Origin of the sequence: Pseudomonas syringae pv. coryli str. NCPPB 4273 (genome assembly GCF_000972175.1) — a bacterium.
Taxonomy (GTDB): Bacteria; Pseudomonadota; Gammaproteobacteria; order Pseudomonadales; family Pseudomonadaceae; genus Aquipseudomonas; species Aquipseudomonas syringae.
Window position 1 is genome coordinate 74637 of the sequence record NZ_AWQP01000016.1, and the last position, 17775, is coordinate 92411.

17 protein-coding genes are annotated in these 17775 nt (G+C 61.6%); 14 read left to right on the forward strand and 3 right to left on the reverse strand.

The window, feature by feature from the left end; genetic code table 11:
- Window positions 1-66 precede the first annotated feature (66 nt).
- From P406_RS08010 to P406_RS08020, 3 genes are all read left to right on the forward strand, one after another.
- Complete coding sequence (locus P406_RS08010) at window positions 67-1413, forward strand: LLM class flavin-dependent oxidoreductase (RefSeq protein ID WP_004410692.1); 1347 nt, start codon at window positions 67-69, stop codon at window positions 1411-1413.
- A complete protein-coding gene (locus P406_RS08015) occupies window positions 1410-2369 on the forward strand; it encodes a D-isomer specific 2-hydroxyacid dehydrogenase family protein (RefSeq protein WP_046235901.1) in 960 nt (319 codons plus the stop codon). The genes P406_RS08010 and P406_RS08015 overlap by 4 nt, the downstream gene beginning before the upstream one ends.
- A gap of 76 nt (window positions 2370-2445) precedes the next feature.
- Complete coding sequence (locus tag P406_RS08020) at window positions 2446-3420, forward strand: aliphatic sulfonate ABC transporter substrate-binding protein (RefSeq protein WP_004410690.1); 975 nt, start codon at window positions 2446-2448, stop codon at window positions 3418-3420.
- Window positions 3421-3480: 60 nt separating this feature from the next.
- Here the strand turns inward: P406_RS08020 and P406_RS08025 are convergent, their stop codons facing one another.
- The 3 genes from P406_RS08025 to P406_RS08035 all read right to left on the reverse strand — a co-directional run bounded on the left by P406_RS08025 (window position 3481) and on the right by P406_RS08035 (window position 7016).
- Entirely contained in the window at window positions 3481-5016 is a 1536-nt protein-coding gene (locus tag P406_RS08025) for an amidase (protein WP_046235902.1), read from the reverse strand.
- Between the two features lie 222 nt (window positions 5017-5238).
- Entirely contained in the window at window positions 5239-5871 is a 633-nt protein-coding gene (locus P406_RS08030) for an ANTAR domain-containing response regulator (protein WP_003407311.1), read from the reverse strand.
- Window positions 5868-7016, reverse strand: coding sequence for a transporter substrate-binding domain-containing protein (locus P406_RS08035; RefSeq protein WP_003407312.1), 1149 nt, complete (start codon window positions 7014-7016; stop codon window positions 5868-5870). The genes P406_RS08030 and P406_RS08035 overlap by 4 nt, the downstream gene beginning before the upstream one ends.
- A gap of 727 nt (window positions 7017-7743) precedes the next feature.
- Between P406_RS08035 and urtA the strand changes: the two genes are divergently transcribed.
- From urtA to P406_RS08090, 11 genes are all read left to right on the forward strand, one after another.
- Window positions 7744-8925, forward strand: a complete 1182-nt coding sequence (urtA, locus tag P406_RS08040) for an urea ABC transporter substrate-binding protein (RefSeq protein ID WP_016567925.1) — start codon at window positions 7744-7746, stop codon at window positions 8923-8925.
- Window positions 8926-8991: 66 nt separating this feature from the next.
- On the forward strand, window positions 8992-9894 hold the full coding sequence (gene urtB, locus P406_RS08045) for an urea ABC transporter permease subunit UrtB (protein WP_003407314.1): 903 nt from the start codon (window positions 8992-8994) through the stop codon (window positions 9892-9894).
- A 1-nt stretch (window position 9895) separates the two neighbouring features.
- Window positions 9896-11038 (forward strand): urea ABC transporter permease subunit UrtC, encoded by a 1143-nt coding sequence (gene urtC, locus P406_RS08050; RefSeq protein WP_046235903.1) that lies wholly within the window; start codon window positions 9896-9898, stop codon window positions 11036-11038.
- The gene (gene urtD / locus P406_RS08055) at window positions 11035-11772 is read left to right on the forward strand and encodes an urea ABC transporter ATP-binding protein UrtD (RefSeq protein ID WP_003367067.1); all 738 of its coding nucleotides are present in this window, start codon (window positions 11035-11037) and stop codon (window positions 11770-11772) included. The genes urtC and urtD overlap by 4 nt, the downstream gene beginning before the upstream one ends.
- Window positions 11773-11774: 2 nt before the next feature.
- Entirely contained in the window at window positions 11775-12464 is a 690-nt protein-coding gene (gene urtE, locus P406_RS08060; protein ID WP_046235904.1) for an urea ABC transporter ATP-binding subunit UrtE, read from the forward strand.
- A 22-nt stretch (window positions 12465-12486) separates the two neighbouring features.
- Window positions 12487-12927 (forward strand): urease accessory protein UreE, encoded by a 441-nt coding sequence (gene ureE, locus P406_RS08065; protein WP_046235905.1) that lies wholly within the window; start codon window positions 12487-12489, stop codon window positions 12925-12927.
- A complete protein-coding gene (locus P406_RS08070; protein WP_046235906.1) occupies window positions 12924-13655 on the forward strand; it encodes an urease accessory protein UreF in 732 nt (243 codons plus the stop codon). The genes ureE and P406_RS08070 overlap by 4 nt, the downstream gene beginning before the upstream one ends.
- 33 nt (window positions 13656-13688) lie before the next feature.
- On the forward strand, window positions 13689-14384 hold the full coding sequence (locus P406_RS08075; RefSeq protein ID WP_046235907.1) for an urease subunit beta: 696 nt from the start codon (window positions 13689-13691) through the stop codon (window positions 14382-14384).
- A 3-nt stretch (window positions 14385-14387) separates the two neighbouring features.
- The gene (gene ureC / locus P406_RS08080) at window positions 14388-16100 is read left to right on the forward strand and encodes an urease subunit alpha (RefSeq protein ID WP_004412520.1); all 1713 of its coding nucleotides are present in this window, start codon (window positions 14388-14390) and stop codon (window positions 16098-16100) included.
- Between the two features lie 27 nt (window positions 16101-16127).
- Window positions 16128-16799, forward strand: a complete 672-nt coding sequence (ureG, locus tag P406_RS08085) for an urease accessory protein UreG (RefSeq protein ID WP_004410666.1) — start codon at window positions 16128-16130, stop codon at window positions 16797-16799.
- Window positions 16796-17653 carry an urease accessory protein UreD gene (locus P406_RS08090; protein ID WP_046235908.1) on the forward strand — a complete coding sequence of 286 codons (858 nt, stop codon included), beginning with the start codon at window positions 16796-16798 and terminating at the stop codon, window positions 17651-17653. Before ureG ends, P406_RS08090 begins: the two co-directional genes overlap by 4 nt.
- Window positions 17654-17775 lie beyond the last annotated feature (122 nt).

Consider the following 17775-nt stretch of genomic DNA (forward strand, 5'->3'; position numbering starts at 1 on the left):
CATTACCGACCCCTTTCTCCAGGCGGAGGTGAATCTACCTTCCTCATCACGCCCGGGGCACACTTCATGAGCAAACAACGACACCTTAAACTTGGCGCCATGGTCCACGGGGTCGGCCATGGCTGGGGCGAATGGCGCCACCCGCAAGCGCTGGCCAACGCCAGTGTGAATTTAGGGTTTTATCAGCAACAGACCCACCTGGCAGAAGCGGCCCGATTCGATTTTGTGTTCATTGCCGACAGCCTGCACATTCACGAGAAATCCAGTCCTCACTACCTGAATCGCTTCGAGCCCTTGACCATTCTGTCCGCACTCGCAGCCACCACCCGGCACATCGGTCTGGTAGCAACGGTCACGGTCAGTTACACAGAGCCCTTCCAGGTCGCCCGCCAGTTTGCCTCACTGGACCACATCAGCGGCGGCCGGGCTGGCTGGAACGTGGTGACGTCGTGGCTGAGTGGCACCGCCGATAACTTCAGCAAGGGCGAACACCCGCCACATGCGGTGCGCTACCGAATTGCCAAAGAGCATATCGAAGTGGTCAAGGGCCTTTGGGATTCCTGGGAAGACGACGCTTTCGCCTACGACAAGCAGAAAGGCGAGTTCTTCACGCCAGGCAAACTGCACGCGCTGAACCACAAGGGCGAATTTTTCTCGGTGAAAGGCCCGCTCAACATCGCCCGGTCGAAGCAGGGTCAACCGGTGATTTTTCAGGCAGGCACTTCCGAGGCCGGGCGTAACTTCGCCGCTCAGAATTCGGATGCGATCTTTGTCCACGCCGAGAGCTTCGATGAAGCACGCGCCTACTATCAGGACCTGAAACAGAGAGCTGGCGGCTTTGGCCGAGATCCCCACGCGCTGTCGATTCTGCCGGGTATTCGCCCGATTGTCGGGCGTGATGAGGCCGAGGTGGAGAGCCGCTATCGCCAGGCCGTGGAGCTGGTGACGATCGAAGATGCCATTGTCGCCCTTGGCCGCCCCTTCAATGATCACGATTTCAGCCAGTACCCACTGGACGAACCCTTCCCGGAACTAGGTGATCTGGGCTCCAACAGCCAGAAAGGCGGTTCGGACCGGATCAAGCAACTGGCCAGAGACGAAGGCCTGAGCCTGCGTGAGGTCGCCCTGCGCTTCTCCCTGCCCCGACGCGACTTCGTCGGCACGCCCGATCAGGTTGCCGACGCGATACAGACATGGTTCGAGGCAGGCGCAGCCGATGGCTTCATCATCAACAGCGTCCTGCCGGACGGTTTGCAGTATTTCACTGAACAGGTGGTGCCGGTGCTGCAGCAGCGCGGACTGTTCCGCACCGAATACACCGGCAATACGCTGCGTGACAATCTCGGTCTTGAAATACCGGCCAATCGTCATGCAAAGGCTGTCGCCCATCAATCAGACGAGGCTGTGGCATGACTCGACTCGTGATAGCCAGCCAACTGGATGATGACTTCAATCAGGTCATCAGCGAGCGGCTTGCAGTGACCCATCCAGAAGCCAGGGTCATCGGCGTACCGGCCGGCGTGCCGAGCGACCTGCCCGGCGAGGTCAGCATTCTGCTGGCGCGCCCTATCAATGTGCGTGGTTATGAAGCCCCTGCCTCGCCGCCTCCGGGCTGGCCCTATGGCCTGAAATGGATTCAGGTGGTGTCTTCGGGCATCGACTTCTATCCCGGCTGGCTGTTCGACGGCCCGCCGGTCAGCACCTCGCGGGGCAGCGCAGCAGAAAACATTGCCGAGTTCTCGTTGGCCGCCATTTTCGCTGCTGCCAAACACTTGCCGGACATCTGGGTGCATGACTCGCAATGGAATTTCACTGCACTGACACCGCTCAAGGGCACTACGCTCGGGATTCTCGGCTTCGGCGCCATCGGTCGCAGCCTGGCCGGTAAAGCGCTGGCACTGGGCATCACCGTCGTGGCGTTGCGGCAGAGCCAGACGCCGTTCGAGGTTGATGGCGTCGAAAGCGCGCGCGACATTCACGAGCTTTTTTCCCGCGCCGACCATCTGGTACTGGCCGCACCTCTGACACCTGCCACACGGCACATCGTCAACGCCGACGTACTGAACAGCGCCAAACCCGGCCTGCACCTGATCAACATCGCCCGTGGTGGCCTGCTTGACCATGAGGCGCTGCTCAAGGCGCTCGATAGGGGAACCATTGGCCTAGCCTCGCTGGACGTCACTGAACCCGAGCCCCTGCCGGACGGTCATCTCCTGTATGCACACCCCAGAGTACGCCTGTCACCCCACACCTCGGCGATCTCCAGCAACAGCCGCCACGAAATAGCCGACAGCTTTCTGGCCAACCTTGACCGTTTTCTCAGCGGGCAGGCCTTGCAGAATCAGGCTGATCGCCAGCGCGGCTACTGACACAGATCATCCTCATTGCGCTGCGTGGGGATACCACTCCTGACACTCAGCGTCACCTTCAAATACCGAGCGTGCCATGCCCAAACCGATAAAAAACACACAAACCGGCTATCGTCGTCCGCTGCTGGCAGGTCTGCTCGCGGCGTTGGCCTTGTGCATCACCTTCCCTGCCGAAGCGCAGGAAACGCTGCGAATCGGTTACCAGAAATCGTCGACGCTGATCACCCTGCTGAAAACACAGGGCATTCTGGAAAAAGCCCTCGCGCCGCAAAACGTCACCGTCACCTGGCATGAGTTTCCGAGTGGCCTGCCGCTGCTAGAGGCTTTGAACATCGGCAACGTGGATATCAGCGCGGATGTGGCGGACACCGTACCGATCTTCGCCCAGGCAGCGCAGGCCCGGCTGACCTACTTTGCCCAGGAAGCGGCCTCGCCTTCCGCGCAGGCGATCATCGTCCATAAAAACTCGCCCGTGCAGCAGTTATCGGATCTGAAAGGCAAAAAGGTCGCGGTCACCAAGGCGGCGGGTTCTCACTATCTGCTGATCGCAGCATTGAAAAAGGCCGGTCTGACATTTTCCGATATTCAGCCCGCCTACCTGTCGCCCGCCGACGGCCGCGCGGCCTTCGAGAACAATAAAGTTGACGCCTGGGTCACCTGGGAACCCTTCCTGACCAGCGCCCAACGGCAATTGCCGACGCGCACTCTGGCTGACGGCAAGGGATTGTCCAGCTACAAGCGTTATTACCTGACCGGCACCGGCTACGCCAAGGACCACCCACAAGTGCTCAGCGTGGTTTACGAGCAGTTGCACAAGGCAGGCATCTGGCTCAAGGCCAATCCACGCGAAGCAGCGCAGCTACTGAGCCCTTTGTGGGGCAATCTGGATATCGAAACGGTTGAAATCGCCAACAGCCATCGGACTTATCAGATCCAGCCAGTCACGCACGATCAATTGGACGAACAACAGCATATCGCCGAAGCCTTCTTCGCTGCCGGCCTGCTGCCCAAGGCGGTGGATGCGCAGGATGTGGAGGTGTGGAAGCCTTGAGGAATGAAGGGGCACACCCGCTCGCATGGAGCGAGTATGCCCCTCGATCAGTCTCCGGACTCAAACACCCGGCGGCGTGGGAAACGCTCCGCGAGCGGTTTCATAAGCCTGCGCGACACGCAACGCCAGGGCATCCTTGAAGCGCGGCGCGACGATCATCATGGCGACCGGCAGTCCGTCTGCCAGACCGGCCGGGACTGACGTGGCCGGGTGGCCGGTCAGGTCGAACGGTGCGGTGTTGGCCAGCATGTTCAATGCGCTATGCACGTACTCTTCAATCGGCGCGTCGGCGGCGGTCAGTGTGGTCGCCACGAACGGCATGGTCGGCATTACCAGCACGTCGAACTGCTGGAAGGCTTCATCGTATTGACGGGTGAGCTCCGGCACCAGCATCCGCGCCTTGGCGTAGTACGCACCGTGCAGGTTTTTCAGGCTGTAATGCCCGGTCAGCGCCACGGCACGCACGCTGCTGGATAACGCATTGGCGTGTTCGCGACGCTTGGCGCCGAAGTAACTCATGATCTCGGGATCGTAGTAGCCGTCGACATTCATGCCATAACCGTTGCCTTGCAGCATCTGGTAGGCCGCGCCATCGGTGGCGATGACATTCCACATGTCCAGCGCCACCCCGCAGTGCCACGGTGCACTGGCATCACCGACCGTCGCACCGAGACTTTCCAGTTGCGCCACGGCAGCACGAACCAGTGCGTCAACCTGCGGCTCGGACATGCCGGGAATCGCGAAGCCTTCACGCAGCAGGCCTATTTTCAGGCCGGCAACGCCTTGATCGAGGGTCGCGACGCAGCTGACGGCTGGCGGGTTTTTCTGTCTCGAGTCGAGCCCGTCGGCGCCGGCGATCACATCGAGCATGATCGCGCAGTCGCGCACGTTGTTGGCCATCGGGCCGACATGGTCGATGGTCCGTTCAATCGGGAAGGCGCCGGTGTAAGGCACCAGGCTGTAGGTGGGTTTGTGTCCGACGATGCCGCTCCAGGCCGACGGCATGCGGATCGACCCACCCTGATCGCCACCGATGGCCATGTCCACTTCCTGCAGCGCGACCAGCACGGCGCTGCCGCTGGATGAACCACCTGCGTTGCGGGTCAGGTCCCAGGGGTTTTTCACCGCGCCGGTGGCCGAGGTAAAACTGGCTCCGGAGAAACACAGGTCTTCGCACACCGACTTGCCAATCACCGTCGCACCCGCAGCTAGCAGGCGCTTGACCACCGTGGCGTCTTCGGACGGCACGTAACCGTCAAGGCTCAGCGAGCCATTGGCCATAGGCACACCGGCCACCGATACGTTGTCCTTGATAACCACCGTTCTGCCTGCCAGCGGGCCACTGGCAGCACCGGCAATGTGGGTCTTGACGTACCAGGCTCCGTACGGGTTCTCGGCCGCAGCCGGTTTGCTGTGTTCGCGCAACGGCGCAGGCTGGGCAACATGCGCAGCGTACAGGGCATCGATGGCTTCGTAGGAACCCAGAGTTTCGTCTGCGAGACTCAGGAACGACTCCATCTGGCTGTCTGACAGGTCGTAGCCATGGTCCTGGGCGGCAATCAGAAAGTCGGCTTTGCTGGGGCGTTTTACGGACATGGTGTTCTCCAGATAACGGTAAGGACAGCCCGGGTTCAGGCAGTCATTGACTGGAGCCGCCTGCGCAGGGGCGCACAGGCCTGGGCTCGATCCGGAGGACGTCGTTGTCCACGCCGGTCGCCACGCGGTGTTCCATACCTGCCGGGTCAGGGCGTATGGCAACCTTCCGCGCAGAAGAGGATCAGGCGTGGCGCCCGACACTCGAAGCTTGTCTGCAACCTATCAGGAACAGGCTTGTTGAAACAGTTCATGGGCCTTGACCAGCGCCTCGGCGATTTTTTCCACCGGCTCGCGCTTGGCCATCGCCTGATCACGCAGCGCGTTGTAGGCGTCCGTTTCAGACAGGCCCTTGGTTTCCATCAGGATGATCTTGGCCTGCTGCACGGTGCGCATGACCGCCATGCGCCCTTCCAGGCGCTTGACGTGCTTTTCCCGTTCCCGCGTCTTGCGGGCCTGGCTGAGGGTGATGGCCAGAGCGGTCAGCAGGCCGAACGAGCGGACCGGCGACGGAATCACCGAACAGGCGTTGAGCTGCACCAGCGCCTCGACAATGATCGGGTTTTCATAGGCGATCACCGGAATGATCGGTGGCGTCGAGTGATGCAGCAGCCAGGGCGTGTTGGTCGACAGACTCTCCGGCGATACCGCCAGCACGATCACGTCAGCCTCGCTGTGCAGACGCTCGGGGATCGGCCACTGCACACGCACCTGACAACCGATGCGCTGCAACTGAGCGATCAGGTTGCGACCGTCTTCGTCATCGGGATGCATCACCAGCACGCTGATATCGCGCAGGTCCTTGATGCCGCCTGCGCTGTCGTTGCGCAAACGTTTCTTGGCGGCACGCAGGGTCATGGACGCCTCCCGGTCAGGCTGGACCAGCCATTGAAGTCAGGCGCCACCGCATAAGGGTCGGGCTTCAGCGCTTTCTGACTTTCGTAAAGGATGTCGAACTGCCCGTCGGCATTGGCACGGCCGATCCGCGAGTACAGGTAGGTATGGTGGTTGTGTTCATCGATACGCACCCGTCCCTGAGGCGCGTCGTATTCCAGACCGCGCATGGTCTGCAACACACTCTCCACGTCGGTACTGCCTGCACGGGCGATCGCCTTGGCCAGCAGATGGACCTGAAAGTAAGCGGCCTCCCAGCAGCGGTCGGTCACCTGATGCTGGCCAAACATTTCCCGGTACTGGGCGATGCACTGGCGATTGAGCGGCGTGTCGATCGACTGGAAATAGGTCGCTGCCGAAATGTGCCCGGTGCCCAGATGGACGCCCATCTGCTGAATATCGGTTTCGCTGGTAGTGACACTGGCAATCGGCATGACCGCTGGGTCGAAACCGGCATCAGCGTAGGCCTGATACAGGTGCGCCATGGTGTCGCCGACCACTGTCGAAAAGATGAACGAGGGTTTCAGCTCTCTGGCCTTGACCATGAGTCTGGCGAAGTCCTCTGCCCTGGCGTTTTTCAGTGGCAAATAGTATTCGCCCAGCTTGCTGCCGCCCCGTTCGTAAAGCAGGTCGCTCATCAACCGGTTGGTTTCGTACGGGTAGACGTACTCCGAGCCGATCATCAGCACGCGACTGCCGAAGTGATCGAACATGTAGCTGCCCAGTGGCACCGCGTTGTGGTTCGGCGTGGCGCCGGTGTAGATGATGTTGCGCGAATACTCGAAGCCCTCGTAGTACACCGGATAAAGCAGCAATGCGTTGTAGCGTTCGACGACAGGCAATACGGCCTTGCGCGCCGCCGAGGTGTAGCAACCGAAGAAAAACCGCAGGTTCTCTTCGCGAATCAGCGATTCGACATGCATGGCAAACAGCGCAGGCGTGGAATCCGGATTGCGGGTGATCAGTTCCAGAGGACGCCCATTCACGCCCCCGGCGGCATTGATCTGATGAATTGCAAACTGTGCGCCGCGCATTGTTGAACACTCACCGGCAGCGGTGACGCCGGTATTGGAAAACAGACCTCCTATGCGGATCGACGGGTCAGTCATGCCTATAAACCTTTCACGTGAGATGAGACGCCCGCAGGTGGCCGGGAGCCTGAAAAGAAGACTGAGCGAATAACCGTGGATTCAACGGTGGCTCTCAGGCGCTTGTGCCTGGGGCTGGCGTGACGGCAGTGTCAGGACCAGTCGTGCGAGGGGCCTTCCACACCTGCCGAGAATGGGCGTGTGGCAAGAGACCCTGCGAGGGTGTCGGGCAGGCTCATGCAGGGAGCGGGCCATGCGTGACGAGGCGCATCAGGGGGAAGCGAATTCGTTGGCGAAGACGTCCGTGCATACGTGGGGTTTAGGTCGCCTCGAACATTGCCTTCGCGAACAAGTTCGCTCCTGCAAAAGCCCAATATCTCAGTCTATGCGTGAGTACATATCGCGAGGAAAAGGGACTTTTGCATCACGCTTTTGGTGCGTAGAAGCGCTGCTCGCGCCAAAGCGGCGCATGTCGGTGTGTGCGTGCAATTAATGCAGGGATGCTCTGCCTCAGGGTTTGGAAACGCGCGCCAACAGCCGTTTCGCCAGTTGGCATTGCCCTTGCTAAGTTCCTCCTGAGACATCGCGCCAGCTGTTTGCCCTACGCCCCTCTCGGCAAGTAGGGAGACACCTCGCGTACGACTGGATCGGACGCAGTTGTCCCGCCAGATTCGGCACAAAAGCCTGACCTCCCGCCCATTGATTTGGCCGGGACGTCGGGCTTTTTTCATTCCTGGGAGATAAGTGAATGCACAACGACAAACGCCGTTTGATCAAGCATGCTCTGTTGCTGGGTGCGATCAGCCTGCTGCCGTTTTCCCTGATCGGTCAGGCGCAGGCGGACGAGACTGTGAAAGTCGGCATCATCCACTCGCTGACCGGCACCATGGCCATCAGTGAAGCCTCGGTGGTCGACGCAGAAAAACTGGCCATCGAAGAGATCAACGCCAGTGGCGGCGTGATGGGCAAAACCATCGAGCCGATCGTCGAGGACGGAGCCAGCGACTGGCCGACCTTCGCCGAGAAGGCGCGCAAGCTGCTGGAAAACGACCACGTTGCGGTCACCTTTGGCGCGTTCACCTCGGCCTCGCGCAAAGCGGTACTGCCGGTCTTCGAGCGCAACAAGGGCCTGCTCTACTACCCGACCTTCTATGAAGGGCTGGAGAAATCCCCGGCCATTATCTACACCGGTGCCGAAGCGTCGCAGCAGACCCTGGCGGCCGTTACCTGGCTGATGGCCAACAAGGGCAAAAGCGTCTATCTGGTCGGTTCCGACTACATCTGGCCACGCACCACCAACAAGCTGGCGCGGGCATCGGTGACCAAACAGGGCGGCTCCATCGTCGGCGAAGACTATCTGCCGCTGGGCGCCATCGAGTTTTCCTCGGTGATCAACAAGATCAAGGCGGCCAAGCCGGACATCGTGCTGTCGACCATCGTCGGCGGCTCCAACGTGGCGTTTTACAAACAGCTCAAGGCTGCGGGTATCGACAGCAGTAACCAGACGCTGATGGGGCTGGCGATCACCGAAGAGGAAGTCACCGGCATCGGTGCAGAAAACCTCGTCGGCTTCCTGACCTGCATGAGCTATTTCCAGAGCCTGAAAAACCCGGTCAACGAGAAATTCGTCCAGGCGTTCAAAACGCGCTATGGGCAGCAGCGCGTCGTCGGTGATCCGATGGCAGCGGCGTACACCGCGGTGTACCTGTGGAAAAAGGCCGTCGAGAAAGCAGGCAGTTTCGACGTGCCGAAAGTGATCGCCGCATCCTCGGAACTGACCCTCGATGCGCCCGAAGGCGAGATCAAGGTGCACAAGGACAACCACCACCTGTGGAAGCGTGCGCGCATCGGCACCCTCAATGCACAGGGCCAGGTCGACGTGATCTACGAGTCGGCACCGATCGAGCCCAACCCCTTTCCGAAACTCTGATCCCGGCCCGGGCGCGATCCGCTTCGCGCCCGCTTTCGTCAATGTGCAGCAACAGGTAGCGACGGCATGACTCTCGATACGCTGGTAATGCAAGTCTTCAGCGGGTTCTCGCTGTTTTCCGTGCTGGTGCTGATGGCACTCGGGCTGACCATTGTGTTCGGCCTGATGGGCGTGATCAACATGGCGCACGGCGAACTGATGGCGATGGGCTCATACATGACCTACGTCACCTCCGTGGTGTTTCAGCGCTACTTTCCCGAGCTCATGGGCTGGTATTTCATCATCGCCATCGGGATGGCCTTTGTGGTGACCTTTGCCTTCGGCCTCCTGCTGGAGCGCTGCTTCATCCGCTTCATGTACAACCGACCGCTCGACACCCTGCTGGCGACCTGGGGACTGTCTCTGGTCCTGCAGCAGCTGTTCCGCCAGGTCTTCGGCCCCAAGGAAGTCAGCGTACCCACCGTGCAATGGTTGCAGGGCGCATGGAAAATCAGCGATGGGCTGGAGCTGCCCCTCAACCGGATTTTCATCATCGGTCTGACCTTCGTGATTGCCGCCGCGGTGTTCCTGTTTCTCTACCGCAGTCGCTGGGGCCTGCGCATTCGTGCCGTGACCCAGAACCGCGCCATGGCCGGTGCAGCCGGGATCAATACCGCACGGGTCGACTCGGTGACCTTCGCGCTGGGCTGTGGCCTTGCGGGCATTGCCGGCAGTTCGTTCACCATGCTTGCGTCCACTGGCCCGGTCAGCGGTCAGCAGTACCTGGTGGACACCTTCATCGTCGTCGTGTTCGGCGGCGTGGAAAGCTTGCTGGGCACTTTCCTGTCGGCGTTCGCCATCGGTCAGACCCAGGTTTCGCTGGAATACCTGACCACCGGTTCCATGGCCAAGGCGATCACCCTGCTGGTGGTCATCGTGCTGCTGTTTTTCCGCCCCAACGGCCTGTTCGCCACGAAAGTGAGACGTTGAGATGAATGACATGACTGAAAAGCCGATGCTCCGGCCGCAGGCCACAGTACCGGGCGCAGGCAAGCCAGCGGGTGGCTGGTTGACGCTGATCGAGCGCTACAGCCTGATCTGGCTGTCGCTGCTGTTGCTGGTGGCGTTACCCCTGATACTGGGTGATTTTCGCCTCGGTCTGGCCGGCAAATACCTGAGCCTGGCGTTCTGCGCAGTGGGCATGGTGATGATCTGGGGCTACGGCGGCATCCTCAGCCTCGGCCAGGGGATCTTCTTCGGCCTGGGCAGCTACATGATGGCGATGTACCTCAAACTCGAAGCCACTGCCACGGACGAAGCGGCCAGCGCCCTCGCCGCGTTCTACGGCTCGGCACTGCCGGACTTCATGATCTGGAACAGCGTCGAAGCCCTGCCCTGGTGGTGGAAGCCGTTCGAGTCGGCAACCTTTACCCTGGCCGCGATCCTGATCCTGCCTGCGCTGCTGGCGTTTCTGTTCAGTTATGCCTACTTCAAAAAGCGCGTGGGCGGCGTGTACTTCTCGATCATTACCCTGTCACTGGCCTCGATCATGTCGATCATGATCATCGGCCAACAGGGCTACACCGGCGGCGTCAATGGCCTGACCGATTTCAAGACGGCCTTCGGCCTGAGCCTGCAGACACCCCAGACGCCCTGGATTCTCTACCTGATCACCACACTGTTGCTGCTGGCCAGCGTCGCGATGTGCGGGTTCATTCTGCGCAGCCGTCTGGGCAAGGTGATCGTGGCGATCCGTGATCGCGAAGACCGGGTACGTTTCTCCGGCTACAACACTGCACTGTTCAAGGCCTTCATCTTTGCCGTGGCCGCACTGATTTCCGCGCTGGGCGGGGTGATGTTCACTTTGCAGGTCGGCCTGGCGTCGCCCTCGCTGGTGGGCATCATTCCGTCCACCGAGATCGTCATCTACGCCGCACTGGGTGGGCGCCTCTCTCTGGTGGGTGCGGTGTACGGCACGCTGCTGATCGGTACGGCAAAAACCTGGCTGTCGGAAAACTTCGTCAGTTTCTGGCAGTACTTTATCGGTTTCCTGTTCATGGCCGTGGTGCTGTTCCTGCCCACCGGGCTGGCCGGGCTGCTGCAGCGCCTGAACAACAAGGAGACGCAGTCATGAGCGCGATGTTACTGAGCGTCGAAGACCTGACCGTGTCATTCGACGGTTTCAAGGCGGTCGACAACCTCAATTTCTATGTCGAGGAAAACCAGGTGCATGTGGTGATCGGGCCCAATGGCGCGGGCAAGACCACCCTGCTCGACATGATTTGCGGCAAGACCCGCCCGAGTGCCGGCAGCATCCGCTTCAAGGACCTGCAACTGGCCAACATGATCGAGTACCAGATCACCCGCGCTGGCGTGGGCCGCAAGTTTCAGAACCCGTCGGTCTACGAAGACCTCACCGTGCGCGAAAACCTCGACATTTCCTCGCCGGACAAGCGCGGCATCTTCAACTGCCTGTTCGCCGGAAAGAATGCGGCGCTGAATGCCGAAATCGATCAGACCGCCGAAATGATCTTTCTCAAGGACCAGTTGGGACGCAAGGCCGGGCTGTTGTCCCACGGCCAGAAACAGTGGCTGGAGATCGGCATGCTGTTGATGCAGCGCCCGGAACTGCTGCTGCTCGACGAGCCCGTCGCCGGCATGAGCGCAGGCGAGCGGGAGAAAACCGCTGGCCTGCTCAAGCTCATCGCCAAGGGTCGCGCGATGGTGATCATCGAGCACGATATGGAGTTCGTGAAATCGGTGGCCGACAAGGTCACCGTCCTGCATCAGGGCAAGACCCTGGCCTACGGCTCGATGGATCAGGTGCAGAACGATCCTCGCGTCATCGACGTCTACCTGGGGCACTGAACATGCTGAATGTCTCTCACCTCAATGTGTATTACGGCGACAGTCACGTGTTGCGTGACCTCAGCCTGGAACTGGCGGCAGGCGAGTCACTCGCGGTCATGGGCCGCAACGGCATGGGCAAGACCACGCTGCTCAGAAGCCTGGTCGGCATGTTGCCGACGCGCAGCGGCAGCATCACCCTTGCAGGGCAGGAACTGACCGGCAGCAACAGCTACGAGCGGGTCGCCGCCGGGGTCGGTTTCGTGCCTCAGGGGCGGATGATCTTCCCCTACCTGAGTGTCGAGGAAAACATCCTGACCGGCATGCAGGGTGCGCCCGCCGCGCCGATTCCCGACTACATCTTCGAGTACTTTCCGGTGCTGTTCGAGATGCGCCGACGCAAGGGCGGCAACCTGTCCGGCGGTCAACAGCAACAGTTGGCCATCGCGCGGGCGCTGGTCTCCAACCCCAAGGTGTTGATCCTCGATGAGCCCACCGAAGGCATCCAGCCGTCGATCATCAAAGACATCGCCAAAGCCCTCAACCTGCTGAAAAAGGAGCGCGGGTTTTCGCTGATTGTTTCCGAGCAGGTGCTGTCGTTCGCCATGGCGGTGGCAGACCGCTACCTGATCATCGAAAAAGGCGAATTCGTGCACAGCGAAGTCCGCGAGACCGTCGACCGCGAGCGCATCCTGCGCTACCTGACAATCTGACCAACGCACAGGAGCCATCGCCATGCTGATACTCGACCGCATTCTGGGCCAGGCCAGCGACCCTGCCCTCGCCGACCGCTTGCATGACCTGAGCCACGCCGGTCAGGTCGAAACCCTGAGCCTGTCGGGCAGTGACATTCAGCGCCATCGCCTGCGTCTGGCCAGCGACCGGGGCACCGACTGCGCAATCCGCCTGGAACGCCACCAACAGCTGCGCAACGGCTCGGTGCTTATGCTCGACAGTCAACGCGCCATCGTCGTGCAAATGCAGGATCAGCAATACCTCAACTTGCAGCCACGCGACGCAGCCGCCGCGCTGGAACTGGGTTATTTCGCCGGCAACATGCACTGGGCGGTGCGCTTTGCCGGAGACACCTTGCAGATCCCGCTCAACGGCCCGGAAGCTGACTACCTCGAGCGTCTGGCGCCCATGCTCGCGGACGGCCGGGTGCAGCGCGCATGAATGCCTCGAGCAGCCTGTTGCTGGCCCTGCAGCAGGCCGACAGTTTCTTTCCCGGCGGCGCGGTCGCGTGGTCGTGGGGTCTGGAAACGCTGGTTGCTGACGGGCACCTCGGCCACGGCGAAATCGTCGCGCCACCACGTCGGCAACGGACTGTTCGCCATAGCCGCAGTGCCGAAGTGCATGGCTTCGTCGAGGGCCAGTTGCGCCATCGCTGGAACAGTTTTGATCGGGTGTTTCTGCTCGCCGCCTGGCACGCGGCTGATGACCCGCCGGCGTTGATGGCTCTGGACGCCCAGATCGAAGCGCTGACCCTGGCCGAGGAACTGCGTCAGGGCTCACGACGTGTCGGCCAGGCATTGCTGGGCGTGCATGTCGCGCTGGGCACATCGGGCGCGGCGTCCTATCAACAGCAGATTCTTACAGGCAACACACCGGGCCATCTGCCCGTGGTGCAGGGCTTGCTCTGGAATCACCTGGGCATGCACCGCGATCACTGCCAACTGGCTGCCGCGCACGCTTTGTGTACCGGCCTGGTCAGCGCCGCCGTGCGGCTCGGGGTCATGGGCCACATCGATGCGCAACGGGTGCTGACCGATATTCAACCGCTGATCACCGAACTGCTGGCGCAGGAGCCGCCGTCGCCGGACGACGCATGCGGCTTCACACCCATGGGCGAAATCGCCGTGATGCGCCACGAAACCCAGGACCTGCGCCTGTTTGCCAATTGACCGGCCTTCTACTGACAGCTCTGGAGCCCCCTCATGTTGCTGACCCCTACCGAACTTGAACGACTCACGCTGTACACCGCTGCCGAGCTGTCACGCAAACGCCGCAGCAAGGGCCTGCGCCTGAACTTCCCGGAAGCTTCGGCACTGATCGCTGACGAAATCCTCGAAGGCGCGCGTGAGGGCCGCAGCGTCGCCGAGCTGATCGGTTTCGGCTCGACGATCCTCAACACCGATGACGTGATGCCAGGGGTCGCCGACCTGCTGCCGGTGCTGCAGGTCGAGGGCACGTTTCCGGATGGCACCAAACTGGTCACTGTGCATCAACCGATCCGGCCGGGCCGACTGCCGCTGGCGGTCATGCCCACACCAGGGGAGATCCTTTCACCTGACGGCGATATCCACCTCAATGGCGACCGCCCGACCGCCACCCTGCGCGCGATCAATACCGGCGACCGGCCGGTGCAGATCGGCAGTCACTATCACTTTTTCGAGGTCAACAAGGCGCTGGATTTCCCGCGTGAAAGTGCCTTCGGCATGCACCTGGATATTCCCGCAGGCACGGCGGTGCGCTTCGAACCCGGCGAGCTGCGCGAAGTGCAACTGGTGCAGTTTGGCGGAACTGGCGACATCCACGGCTTCAGTGGCCTGACCAATGGCAACCTGCACGATCCGGCCTGCAAGCTCGCAGCGCTGAAGCGTGCCCGCGCCCAATACTTCAAGGGAGCCTGAGGCATGGCAACGATGACGCGCAAGGAATACGCCGCCATGTACGGCCCCACGACTGGCGATGCCGTGCGCCTGGGCGACACCTCGTTGCTGGCCGAAGTCGAGTTCGACCACTCGGTGCCCGGCGATGAGTGCCTGCACGGCGGTGGCAAGACGCTGCGTGACGGCATGGGCCTGATGCCCGGGCATGACAGCGCTGACGGCGCCCTCGATATGCTGATCTGCAACGCGCTGATCATCGACCCGGTGATCGGCATCGTCAAAGGCGACATCGGTATCAAGGACGGCAAGATCGTGGCCATTGGCAAGGCCGGCAACCCGCAGATCATGGACGGCGTACACCCGCAACTGATCTGCGGCGTCGCCACGACCGTACGCGATGCCGAGGGCCTGATCGTCACCCCCGGCGGTATCGACGTGCATGTGCATTTCGACTCCGCGCAACTCTGCGATCACGCGCTGGCGGCAGGTTTGACCACACTGATCGGCGGTTCGCTCGGGCCGATCACGGTCGGCATCGATTGTGGCGGGGAGTGGAACGTCGGCAAGATGTTGCAGGCTGCCGAAGCCTGGCCGATCAACTTCGGCTTTCTGGGACGCGGCAATTCCAGCAAGCCCGAATCGCTGCTCGGGCAACTGCGTGGCGGCTGCCTGGGACTGAAGATTCACGAGGACTGGGGCGCCATGCCGGCAGTGATCGACACCTGCCTGAAAGTCGCCGACGAATACGACTTTCAGGTGCAGTTGCACACCGACACGCTCAATGAATCCGGGTTTCTCGAAGACACGCTGGCGGCCATCGGCGACCGCACCATCCACATGTACCACACTGAGGGTGCAGGCGGCGGGCATGCGCCGGACATCATCAGCGTCGCCGGAAAAAGCAACTGCATCCCCTCCTCGACCAACCCGACCAACCCCTACACCGTGAACACGTTCGACGAGCACTTGGACATGATCATGGTCTGCCACCACCTCAATCCGGATGTGCCGGAAGACGTGGCGTTCGCCGAATCGCGAGTGCGCCCGCAGACCATCGCCGCCGAGGACATCCTGCACGACACCGGCGCCATTTCGATCCTGGGCTCCGACAGCCAGGGCATGGGCCGTATCAACGAGGTGATCTGCCGGACCTGGCAACTGGCGTCGAAAATGAAAGACCAACGCGGTCGCCTGCCGGAAGAAACCACGGCACTGGGCGATAACGAACGGATCAAGCGTTACATCGCCAAATACACCATCAACGCCGCGCGGGTATTCGGCATCGACAGCTACATCGGCTCTCTGGAGCCCGGCAAGCTGGCCGATCTGGTGCTTTGGCGGCCGGCCTTCTTCGGCATCAAGCCGGAGCTGGTGGTCAAGGGCGGCTTCATCGTGCACGCCGTGATGGGTGATTCCGCCGCCTCGCTGTACACCTGCGAACCCTTGGTGATGCGCCCGCAATGGGGCGCGTTTGGCGAGGCCAAACAGGCGCTGTCGGTCAACTTCGTCAATCGTCTTGCCGTCGAGGCCGACACCGCCGCGCGACTGGGGCTCAAGAAGCAACTGCTGCCCGCGTTCGGCACTCGCACCCTGCGCAAGTCCGACATGCTGCACAACGATGCCTGCCCGGACATCCGCGTCGATCCGCAGACTTTCGATGTGTACGCCGACGGCGAGCGCCTGCACTGCGAGCCGGTCAGCGAAGTGCCACTCGCGCAGCGCTACATGCTGCGTTGAAACCATCTCCGCACAGGAAACCCGCCAATGAACCAAACCACGAATGCTCCCGCTCCATCTTCCGAACATGCCGCTGCCCACCCGCATCCCGGCGCAGCGCGTGTCGGCATCGGCGGGCCGGTCGGCTCGGGCAAGACACGTCTGCTGGAACAACTGATCCCGCGCTTCATCGCACGAGGCACCGAGCTGGCGATCATCACCAATGACCTTGCCACCCGTGAGGATGCCGAGCGTGTGCAGCGCAGCGGACTGATCGACCCGCAGCGGGTTCGCGCGGTGGAAACCGGTGCCTGCCCGCACACGGCCATTCGTGAAGACCCGACCCTCAACCTGCAAATGGCCGATGAGCTGGAAGCGCGCTTCGGTAATCTTGATCTGGTGCTGATCGAATCCGGCGGCGACAACCTGGCCTCGACCTTTTCGCTGGATCTGGTGGACTACTGGATTTTCGTCATCGATGTGGCAGGCGGCGACGATATCCCGCGCAAACGCGGCCCCGGCGTGCTGAGCTGCGACCTGCTGGTGGTCAATAAATATGACCTGGCGCCCTATGTGGGTGTCGACCTGCCGCGCATGCGGCGCGAGTCGGCGCAGGCGCGCAACGGCCAGCCAGTGCTGTTTACCAACTGCAACACTGGCGAAGGCGTCGATGCGGTGGTTGAAGCGATAAGCCGTGCCGTGTTGTTCGACCGCACATGAACGCCCATCAATCGTCACTGCCCGCACAGACGAAACGCACGGCGCACATTGCCTTCAGCAAAGCGCCTTCCGGGGCCAGTTATGTGTCTCGTCAGGAGGTCGGCTACCCCTTCCATCTGGGCCGTACCCTGACCCTGCCGCAGGACCCGCCCGGCATGGCGGCGGTCTACCTGCAATCGTGCTCGGGAGGTCTGTTCGCCGGGGAACAACTGCACTTGCATCTGCACGCGGGGCCAGGCACACAAGTGCACGTCAGCACCGGCGCTGCGACGGTCGCGCACAGCATGCTAGAACAATCGGCGCGGCAGACCGTGACACTGGTCGCCGAAGCCGATGCGCTGCTGGAGTACCTGCCGATGGCGACCATTCTGTTTCCACAGACACGACTGCACAGCCGGGTGGACGTGACATTGCACCCCGGCGCACGGGTGCTGCTGTGCGACGCATTCTGCCTGCATACACCTCAAGGCAGCGAAGGACTGCCTGACTTTTACCGCGCCGATCTGCAGGTCTACAACCCGGCCGGAAAACTGTTGGCCGGTGACCGCCTGGCAATGACCGGCGCAGACCTGCAACGCCGACTGCCCGGCGTAAGCGGACAACGGCAAGCCTTGGCAACGTTCATGCTGGTGGGTCAGGGTTTACCGGTAGAGGATTTGAAACGGACGTTACGCGAGGCGTTACACGACGTTGCCGATAGCTACCAGGGCATCAGCGCATTGCCGAACGATTGCGGCGTGTCGGTACGCGTGATGAGCGCCGATGCAGTGGCGTTGCGTAATGCCCTGCACCTGGCTTGGGCGTGCGTTCGGCAGCAATTGACAGGACTTGCGCCGCGGGTGCGGCGCAAGTAAGCAGCCAGGCCGCTGCAGAGCACTTTTCAGGACCAAACGACTTACAGCTTGCCTTCCCAGCGCCGAAAGAGAACGCTGGCATTGACCCCGCCGAATCCGGTTAGGCGAGATTACTCTCATGA